At 63.8% G+C, this 8,957-nt stretch carries 7 protein-coding genes; 4 read left to right on the top strand and 3 right to left on the bottom strand.

The window, feature by feature from the left end; translation table 11 throughout:
* On the top strand, positions 1 to 615 hold a 615-nt coding region (locus tag ACTHLF_RS02475), incomplete at its 5' end, for a zinc-binding dehydrogenase (protein WP_440324553.1).
* Between the two features lie 120 nt (positions 616 to 735).
* Complete coding sequence (locus ACTHLF_RS02480; protein WP_440324555.1) at positions 736 to 1,068, top strand: hypothetical protein; 333 nt, start codon at positions 736 to 738, stop codon at positions 1,066 to 1,068.
* A 23-nt stretch (positions 1,069 to 1,091) separates the two neighbouring features.
* Here the strand turns inward: ACTHLF_RS02480 and kdsA are convergent, their stop codons facing one another.
* From kdsA to ACTHLF_RS02495, 3 genes are all read right to left on the bottom strand, one after another.
* Positions 1,092 to 1,937 carry a 3-deoxy-8-phosphooctulonate synthase gene (kdsA, locus tag ACTHLF_RS02485; RefSeq protein ID WP_440324557.1) on the bottom strand — a complete coding sequence of 282 codons (846 nt, stop codon included), beginning with the start codon at positions 1,935 to 1,937 and terminating at the stop codon, positions 1,092 to 1,094.
* Positions 1,938 to 2,027: 90 nt separating this feature from the next.
* Complete coding sequence (locus tag ACTHLF_RS02490; protein WP_440324559.1) at positions 2,028 to 3,905, bottom strand: glycosyl hydrolase family 95 catalytic domain-containing protein; 1,878 nt, start codon at positions 3,903 to 3,905, stop codon at positions 2,028 to 2,030.
* Between the two features lie 54 nt (positions 3,906 to 3,959).
* Positions 3,960 to 4,367 carry a glycoside hydrolase N-terminal domain-containing protein gene (locus ACTHLF_RS02495; protein ID WP_440324561.1) on the bottom strand — a complete coding sequence of 136 codons (408 nt, stop codon included), beginning with the start codon at positions 4,365 to 4,367 and terminating at the stop codon, positions 3,960 to 3,962.
* 361 nt (positions 4,368 to 4,728) lie between these two features.
* On the opposite strand from ACTHLF_RS02495, the gene ACTHLF_RS02500 reads away from it, so the two are divergent.
* The gene (locus ACTHLF_RS02500; protein WP_440324563.1) at positions 4,729 to 7,638 is read left to right on the top strand and encodes a TonB-dependent receptor; all 2,910 of its coding nucleotides are present in this window, start codon (positions 4,729 to 4,731) and stop codon (positions 7,636 to 7,638) included.
* 35 nt (positions 7,639 to 7,673) lie between these two features.
* Positions 7,674 to 8,876 (top strand): glycoside hydrolase family 27 protein, encoded by a 1,203-nt coding sequence (locus tag ACTHLF_RS02505; protein ID WP_440324565.1) that lies wholly within the window; start codon positions 7,674 to 7,676, stop codon positions 8,874 to 8,876.
* Positions 8,877 to 8,957: the final 81 nt, after the last annotated feature.

Genomic DNA, 8,957 nt, shown 5'->3' on the forward strand with positions numbered 1-8,957 from the left:
GCCGCGGCCGTGCTGCTGCAGGGGCTGACGGCGCAGTATCTGGTCACGGACAGTTCGCAGCCGAAAGCGGGGCAGGTCGCACTGGTTCATGCGGCGGCCGGAGGCGTGGGCTTGTTGCTCGTGCAGATGCTTCGCGCGAAAGGCGTTCGGGTGATTGGCATCGCTTCGTCGGAGGAGAAGCGCGAGGCCGCGCGCAAGGCGGGCGCCGATGTCGTCCTCGGCTACGATCATCTGGTAAAGCGTGTGCACGAAGCGACGCAAGGTCATGGCGTCGACGTTGTCTATGATTCCGTGGGGCGCACGCTGGGCGAGAGCCTCGCGGCCACTCGCACGGGCGGGACGGTAGTGTTCTACGGGATGGCTGCGGGTGATCCGGACTTCGTGGATCCGCGGACCCTGATGGATCGCTCCCTCACGCTGACGGGCGGCGATCTGTGGAACGTGCTGACCAGCGCAACGATTCGGCGCGAGCGCGCCGCGGCTCTGTTTGACCAGATTCGTGACGGTTCGCTCAGGCCAACGATCGCAGCGAGTTTCCCTCTATACGAGGGCGCAAGGGCACATGAATTCCTCGAGAGCCGTCACGCGATCGGGAAGGTCGTGATGGTTCTTTAGCAGATCGATGAAGGGATGGCACCAGGCCGCGTCATTCGCCTACATACGTGGGATGCCTCCTGCTTTACTTTCCTCACGCGTGGATGTGCGCCGTGCAATCCGCCCCAATGGAGAAGGTAGATGAGCCCGAAAGTACGACATTCCCAGCCGGTCATGGGCACCGCGGGTCATTCGCCGTCGGGCGCATCGCTCACCGCGGGCAGCCAGATGAGCGTCGACACGATGTTGGTCCAGATCATGGGAACGCTGGCCCGTCACGATCAGAAGTTCGATGGCCTCGATTGCGCCATTGCCAAGCTGGACAGCGAGGTCGTGAACCTCGCTGGCAGCGTGCGTGATCTCGGGCGCTGGAAGGAAAGGATATGGGGCATGGTCGTTCTCGCCGGCGGGCTTTTCGCTGCCGCCGCCAGCCTATGGGCCATTATTGGCACGCATATCAGCTGGCACGCTTAGGTCAGCCCCGATCGCCTTGCGGCTTAGCGAATGTCGAGCGGTGCGAAGCCCTTCACCAGCTCATCCAGTGCCTTGATCTGGGCCAGGAAGGGTTCGAGCGCGGCCAGGGGTAGCGCGCTAGGGCCGTCACAGCGGGCGTTGTCCGGATCGGCATGGGCCTCGAGGAACAGGCCGCCGATGCCCACGGCCATGCCGGCACGCGCCAGTTCAACGACCTGGCGACGGCGGCCACCGCTGGCCTCGCTGCCGGAATCACGACGCTGCAGGCTGTGGGTCACGTCGAAAATGGCCGGGTAACCGCCGGTCGCTTCGATCATCTCGCGGAAACCGAGCATGTCGACCACGAGGTTGTCGTAGCCGAACTGGGCGCCGCGCTCGCAGAGGATGATCCGCTCGTTGCCGGCTTCCTTGATCTTGTCCGTCACGTGCTTCATCTGCGTCGGGCTCATGAACTGCGGCTTCTTGATGTTCACGGCACGGCCCGTCTTCGCGATCGCCTCGACCAGGTCGGTCTGGCGAGCCAGGAACGCGGGGATCTGCAGCACGTCGACCACTTCAGCGACGATCGGCGCCTGGAAGATCTCGTGGACGTCGGTAATGACCGGGATACCAAATTCGGCCTTCACCTTCTCGAAGATGCGCATCCCTTCTTCCAGGCCCACACCGCGGTAGGAATGGATCGAGGAGCGGTTGGCCTTGTCGAAGCTGGCCTTGAAGACGTAGGGGATGCCCAGCTTCCGGGTCACGGCGACATAGTGAGCCGCCGCATTGAGCGTCGAATCCATGTCCTCCAGCACGTTGATGCCGCCAAAGAGCACGAAGGGCAGGCGGTTACCGACTTCGACGCCGGGGGCGATGGAAACGTTCATGGGGTGGCTCCGGGAAGGGGTGGGGCAGGCCGCCCATGGTAACGCCATTGAAGGTTTGATCGCCGCGCCCGGAGCGCCCGGCCGGCCGGATCATGGCGTCAGCGTGATCGATTCCCCGGATCCAAGCCTGACGGGCCTGGTCCATGTCCCGGCCTTCAACACAGTCTGTTCGCCGCCCACGCTGCGTACCGTCACCGACGTGACCTTGCCCTGTTTCCACGACAGGTCGACCTGGAATCCACCACGCGCAGCCATGCCGGTAACCGTTCCCGATGCCGCCCATGCCGTTGGCAGTGCAGGGAGAAGCGTTATCTCCCCGGGGCGTGAGGACATCAACATTTCCAGCATGGCCGTGGGCGTGCCAAAGTTCGCGTCGATCTGGAAGGCGTCGTTCTTCGCGTCCAGGTTGTACATGTCGAAGAGGTTCTTCGCGGTGCCGTTGGTCAGGTGCTCGGACGGCGTCAGGTTGGTGACGATCAAGTCGTAGGCTTTCGCCGCGTTACCTAGCCGAGCCCAGCACATGGCGCGCCAGGCGCATGCCCAGCCGTAGCCGCCCGTGCCGCGTGCTTCGAGGAGGCGGGTTACGCTTTCGATCAGTGCCGGCGGGCTACTTTCGGCGCGGATACGGTCGCCGGGGAAGAAACCCACGAGCGGCGACAGGTGCCGGTGCTCGTGTTCGCCAAGGTCGTCCGGCGTCATCCACTCTTCCAGCCAACCGGTTTTGGGGCTGACCTGCGGGAGGTAGAGCCGAGCCTGCAGCTGCGTGATCGTCGCGGCGTAGTCGCGGTCCTTGCCGAGCAGGGCGCTGGCCTGGCGGTAGTTCTCGAACAGGTCCCAGACCCATTCCTGCGAATATGTATTCCCCCTGGCATCGGTCGGGCCGTGCTCGGGGGACCAGTCGGCATCGTCGACCAGGACCTTGCTCGTTTGAGCCGTCGCAGGGTCCTTCACGCTGACTTCCAGCAGGCGCGATTCCCAGAACTCGCAAGCCCCCTTCATCAAGGGATAGACGCGCGCGAGATAGGCCCGGTCCAGCGTGTACTGGTAGTGCTGCCACAGGTTGTTGCACAGCCAGGCATTCCCAGCCGGGTGCCAGCGCCAGCCGCCACCGCCGTAAATATTCGTCGAGATACCGACGGTCCAGCCGGCGATCTTTCCGGAGCTGTTGCGGTAGCTGCTGCGCGGATCGTTGAAATGCTCCCGGGTTGCAGTGGTCCAGGCATCGACCTGGCTGATGCAGTAATCCGTGAACGGTTCGAAGCAAGACGGCAGCCCGGCACGATCGGGCAGCCAGTAGTTCATCTGGATATTGATGTCGTTGTGGTAATCGGCCATCCACGGCGAGATGTTGCTCTCGAGCCAAAGGCCTTGCAGCCCGGTGGGCAGGCTGTCGCGGGAGCCGGCGATCGTGAGATAGCGGCCATACTGCAGATACGTGGCCTCGAGTTCAGGATCCGGTGCGGCCCCGGCAGCCGCGCGCGCCTTGAGGCGGGTCCACGTATCCATCGCGCGCTGCGCCTTCGTCGACGGGCCAAGGTCGACACGCATGGTATCGAAGAGCGACCGGTAGTCGGCCACGTGGGTGTGAAGAAGCGTGGCCGGCGTCTGCCCGGCCGCGACGAGGGTCTTCCGGGTCGCGAGCACCAGGGGATCCAGCGACGAATCCATGAAGTGCTTCGCCGACTCCGGCGTGTAGTTCGTTCCGCCGCAGACGATGATCGAAAGTGTGTCGCAGTTCGCAAAACGAAGCCCGTTGGCATCGCTGCGAACCTCACCGGAACCGCCCAACGCCAGCACATTCGCCGCGTACTTCAGGCCGTTCGGCAGCGCCCCTTCGAAGTGGCACGTCGCGGCGTGAAGGGGCTCCGGCAGACCTCCGGCGTGCGACGTGTCGCCATGCATGCCGTGCAACGCGAGCGAGCCGCTGTAGCTGCCACCACCCGTCTGGGACAACTGGATGGCGATCATGTCGTCGGGGTGGCTGGCGAAAACGTTCCAGTTGTACCCGATGCCGTCCTTCCGTTAGGACACGCGAAGATAGCCCTGTTCAAGGTACAGCTCGCGACGGTAATCGGTGATGTGGGCCGCATCGTGTCCCGGAATCGACAGGTACAGCTTCGCCAGCATCACCAGGCTGCCGAAGTGCCCGGTGGTGTAGTCGAACTGGCCGTCCCCACCAAGCACGACATCGCCCGTGCCCAGCCACATCGAGGCGTCGGTGAGGTAGAGGAACGAGGCTGCGGGGTCGCCGCCGACCAGCGCGCCGAGGCGTCCATTGCCGACAGGCAGCGCTTCACGCAGCACGTTGGATTCCGCGGCGGGCGTGTCGTACCAAAGGATGTGCGTGCCCAGTGTGGCGGGCAAGGCCCCCGCAGGGCGCACCACGGGCTTGCCCTCGGCAAAGCGGGGCAGCGCTAGCCACGGCAGCACGGCCGCCGTAGCGCAGGTCAGTTTCAGGAAGTGCCGCCGGCCTGCTGGATCCCTCCGCGGATCTCCGCCCGTCCCCATCGTTCGCCGACGCCCCTGCCGAATCGATTTGTAAGACAAATGAATGTAGACCCCTGTCGCGGACTTGTCATGTTGCGCCGCAGCTTGTTGGGAAAGCCGAATTTGGGCAACGATTAATAAGTACTACAAATGCGCGGTAGCAGCTGGCGGCTCTGTCAGGTGTTGTGGGATGACGGGGAACATCAAGCTTCAAGGTTCCGTCTCGGGGGACGGGTCCGATGTGCGTCGGTTAGCAAGCCACGTGTGCTCATTGGGGTTTTCCACAGTGTTGGGGAGGGTAACCATGCAGTTGACGAAGCTTGCGGTCGCCGTGCGGCGTTCGCTCGTAGCAACGGGTGTTGTCTGGATGATGGGTTACGGCGCGCCGGGCTTCGCCCAGGCGGCGGCCACGCCCGATGCAGCATCGACCGGCGCGGCAGCGCCCGCGCCGCAGGCGAAACCCGCCAAACCGGCGAAGCCGGCGAAACCCGGCACCACGGCCGAGGATGAGAAGAAGGTCACGGAGCTCGGCGCTGTCGCCGTCACCGGCCAGCTCGCGGCGCTCCAGCGCGCGCAGGCGATCAAGCAGGACGCCGTCAACGTCGTCGACTCGATCTCCGCCGAAGAGGCGGGCAAGTTCCCGGATCCGAACGTGGCCGACGCGCTGCAGCGCGTACCGGGCGTCTCGGTGAACCGTAGCGGTGGTGAATCCAGCCAGATCGCCATCCGCGGCTTCGGCCCGGATTTCGTCGCCGTCACGATCAACGGCCGCCCCATGGCCACGGCCTCGGGCTCGCGCGCGTTCAACTTCGACGTGCTGCCTTCCGAAATCATCAGCGTCGCCCAGGTCAACAAGACCTCGTCGGCGGATATCTCCGAAGTCGACATCGGCGGCGTCGTGGATATCCAGACCGCGCGGCCGCTCGACTTCAGCGGCTACCACGGCGCGTGGAGCGGGGCGGGCGTCAACAGCAACCTGACCGGTTCCTGGAAGGGCAAGACCACGCCCAAGGCCTCGGGCCTGCTCGGCTGGACGAACTCGGACCACACGTTCGGCTGGATGGCCAACGCCACGTACTACAAGCGCAAGGATACCCAGCTCAATACGCAGGCCAACTCCTGGTACGCGGACCAGAGCATCAAGACCTCGCCGGACCAGACGGTGCCGACGTACACCGGCGTCGCGGTGCCGGAGACCCTGGCCACCAACGTGCTGGACGAGACTCGCACCCGCAAGGGCGTCAGCGGCGCCATCGACTGGAAGCCGATCGACCAACTGACCGTGCAGTTCGACACGCTGTTCTCGAGCTACAAGGTCGACGGCCTCGAGCATGAATTCGGCGAGTACGGCAACACGGGCGATATCCAGTCGATGACGCTGGATCCGAATGGCACCGCGCTCAACTTCGTACGCAATAGCTCCGGTCCCAACGTCATGGCGAACGACTACGTCATGTCCTACGCGCCCAGCTACGAAAAGAGCTACCAGAACGGCCTGAACCTGGGCTTCGATATCGACCAGGACACCAAGCTGAGCCTGGACGTGTCCAGCTCCAAGGCCTGGAACAAGGAAAGCCCGAACGGTTACTTCCTCGTGATCGGTGCAAAGAACTTCGGCACCAATCCCACCTGGACCAACGGCGGTAACAGCGAGCCGCCGAGCTACTCGAACATCCTGTCGACCACCGACATGTCTAACCTTGCGGCACACTGCTGTAACGCAGGTTCGGGCAACAACATCACCAACAAGGTGAACAACTACCAGCTCAAGCTGGACAAGGCCTTCGACGGCACGCTCACGCGGTTGCAGGCGGGCGTGCAGTACACCAAGCAGTGGATGAAGTCCGACAGCTGGGGAACGCCGAACGGTATCCTCTGCAACGCCTACTGCGGCTATTCCCTCAACGTGCCGCCGGAAGCGGTCGGTGCGTATGTCTACGAAGCGCCGTCGAAAGTCCATGGCGTGTCGTCGCCGGGGGCTCCGTCGGAGTGGATCCAGTACGACCCGCGCGCGTACCTGGCCTGGCTGGCGTCGCCGGCGGCGTACAACCAGCTTCCGGACGACAAGCGCAACGCCCTGCTTGCCGGCCTGGCTGCGAACGGTGGCACCCTGGATGCCGCGCCCAACCCCGGTAGCTACAACAATGTGGGTGAGGACCAGAAGGCGTTCTTCGCCAAGGCGCTCTTCGAAGGCACCGCGTGGAACATGCCCTGGGCGGTCGACGTGGGCGTGCGTTACCTCCACGTCGCGTCGACGTCCACGGCAGTGAACCAGCCACCGGTCACGTACTACGTCGACCCGAACGACACCAGCAATGCCCAGGTGTCGTATGGCCCGCTGGCGCCGCAGTCGGCGGATGGCGGTTACCACAAGTGGTTGCCGTCGATGAACTTCAAGTGGAGCCTGCTGGATAACCTGGTCTACCGTTTCTCGCTTTCCAAGACCCTGACGCCGCCGCAGCTCAGCAACCTCTACTACAACACGAGCTACGGCGTACGCCCGAACTCGCTGACCATTTCGCGCGGTAATCCGCAGCTCCAGCCGTATTCCTCGCGGAACTACGACATGGGCCTGGAGTGGTACATCGATGACGCCAGCTATATCGCGCTGGAAGGCTTCTACAAGAAGGTCAGCAACTTCAGCACGCTGGTCAGCTCGCCGGTGCAGTTCCTGACCGACCACAACAGCGGGCAGCCCCTGACCTGGTCGCTCACGCAGCCGGTGAACCTGAACTCGTCGAACATCTACGGCGAAGAGCTGACCTTCAACTACCAGTTCAAGAACGTGCTGCCCGATCCGTTCGACGGCCTGGGCGTCGCGCTGAACTACACCCATGTGAAGAGCAGCACGTCGCTGAGCCCGGGTGTGATCGCCGCTTCCGGCAAGTTCGCCGTCCCCGGCATCGGCGACTCGGCCAACGCCAGCTTGTATTACGAGAAGGGCCCCGTGCAGGTGCGCGCCGCTTACAACTGGCGTGGCAAATACCTCGAGAGCATCTCGTACGGCGGCGGCGCCCAGCCGGCCACGCGTAGCGCCTACGGCCAGCTGGACCTGAGTGCGAGCTACCAGGTGAACAAGTTCGTGTCGGTCTTCGTCTCGGGCACGAACCTGACCCATGAGCATCTGTACGACTACTCGGTCTACCGCAACCGCTTCCTGTACGCGGAAGCCGACGGCACCGTCTACACGGTGGGCTTCCGGGGTACGTTCTGATGGTGCGACTTTCCTTGCTGAAGAAACGAGGTTCCATGATGAGTGAAAGCCTTCCCAGCCTTCTCCGGGGCGTGGCTCTCGGCACGCTGATGTGCGCCGTGGGTGTCGCTACCGCGCCTGCGAAAGCCGCCGACACCGCCGACCTGCTACCGCAGATGGGCTTCAACAACTGGAACTCGACGCACTGCCGTCCGGAATTCGATGAAGCCATGATCCGCGGCATCGCCGACAAGTTCATCAGCCTCGGGCTAAAGGACGCCGGCTACCGCTACGTCAACATCGATGATTGCTGGGCCAACTGGCAGCGCGACAAGGATGGGCACCTCCAGCCCAATCCGAAGCGCTTCCCGAGCGGCATCGCCGCGCTTGCCGACTACATCCACCAGCGTGGGCTGAAGTTCGGCCTGTACTCCAGCGCCGGTACGTCGACGTGCGAGCCGCTCCAGGAGGATCGCGGCTTCCCGGGTGGCCTCGGCCACGAAAAGGACGATGCGAAGAGCTTCGCCTCGTGGAAAGTCGATTACCTGAAGTACGACAACTGCAACAACCAGAAGCTCGATGCGCACAAGCGCTATACGGACATGGCCAATGCGCTGCGCAACAGCGGCCGGCAGATCTTCTTCAGCATGTGCGAGTGGGGCGAGAACAAGCCCTGGCTCTGGGCGAGCAAGCCGCCGGTCGATGCGGGTTCGTGGCGTACCACGGGCGATATCACCGATACGTACGCCTCGATGCTGAAGATCTTCAAGGAGAACGTCGTTCTCGATAAATACGCCCGGCTTGGTCACTGGAACGACCCTGACATGCTCGAAGTGGGCAACGGCGGCATGACGGATGTCGAGTACCGCAGCCACTTCAGCCTGTGGTCGATCATGGCCTCGCCGTTGCTCATCGGCACCGACCTGCGGACGATCAAGCCGGAGGCGTTGAAGATCCTTCTCAACAAGGATGTGATCGCCATCGACCAGGATCCGCTGGGTGTCCAGGGCAAGCAGGTGCGCGATGCCGACGGGATCCATGTGATCGTCAAGCCGCTCAAGGATGGCGGGCGTGCCGTGGCCGTCTTCAACGAAGGCGATGCGGCGAAGGACGTGACGGTGGCGCCTGCCGAGATCGGCCTCAAGGCCGGTGGCAGCTACACCATGCGCGACCTCTGGGCGCACACGGATGCCAAGGGTGATGGGTCGATCAAGGTGGCGCTGGAGCCGCATGCGACCGTGATGTATCGCATCAAGTAAGTTCACGGCATCGGCCGGGCGCGGGCGCCCGGGCGATGTTCGGTTGGGGTTGCGTGCGGGCGGATCAGGTCCGCCCGCGGC

It is taken from the genome of Luteibacter sp., from assembly GCF_051958795.1.
GTDB lineage: Bacteria > Pseudomonadota > Gammaproteobacteria > Xanthomonadales > Rhodanobacteraceae > Luteibacter.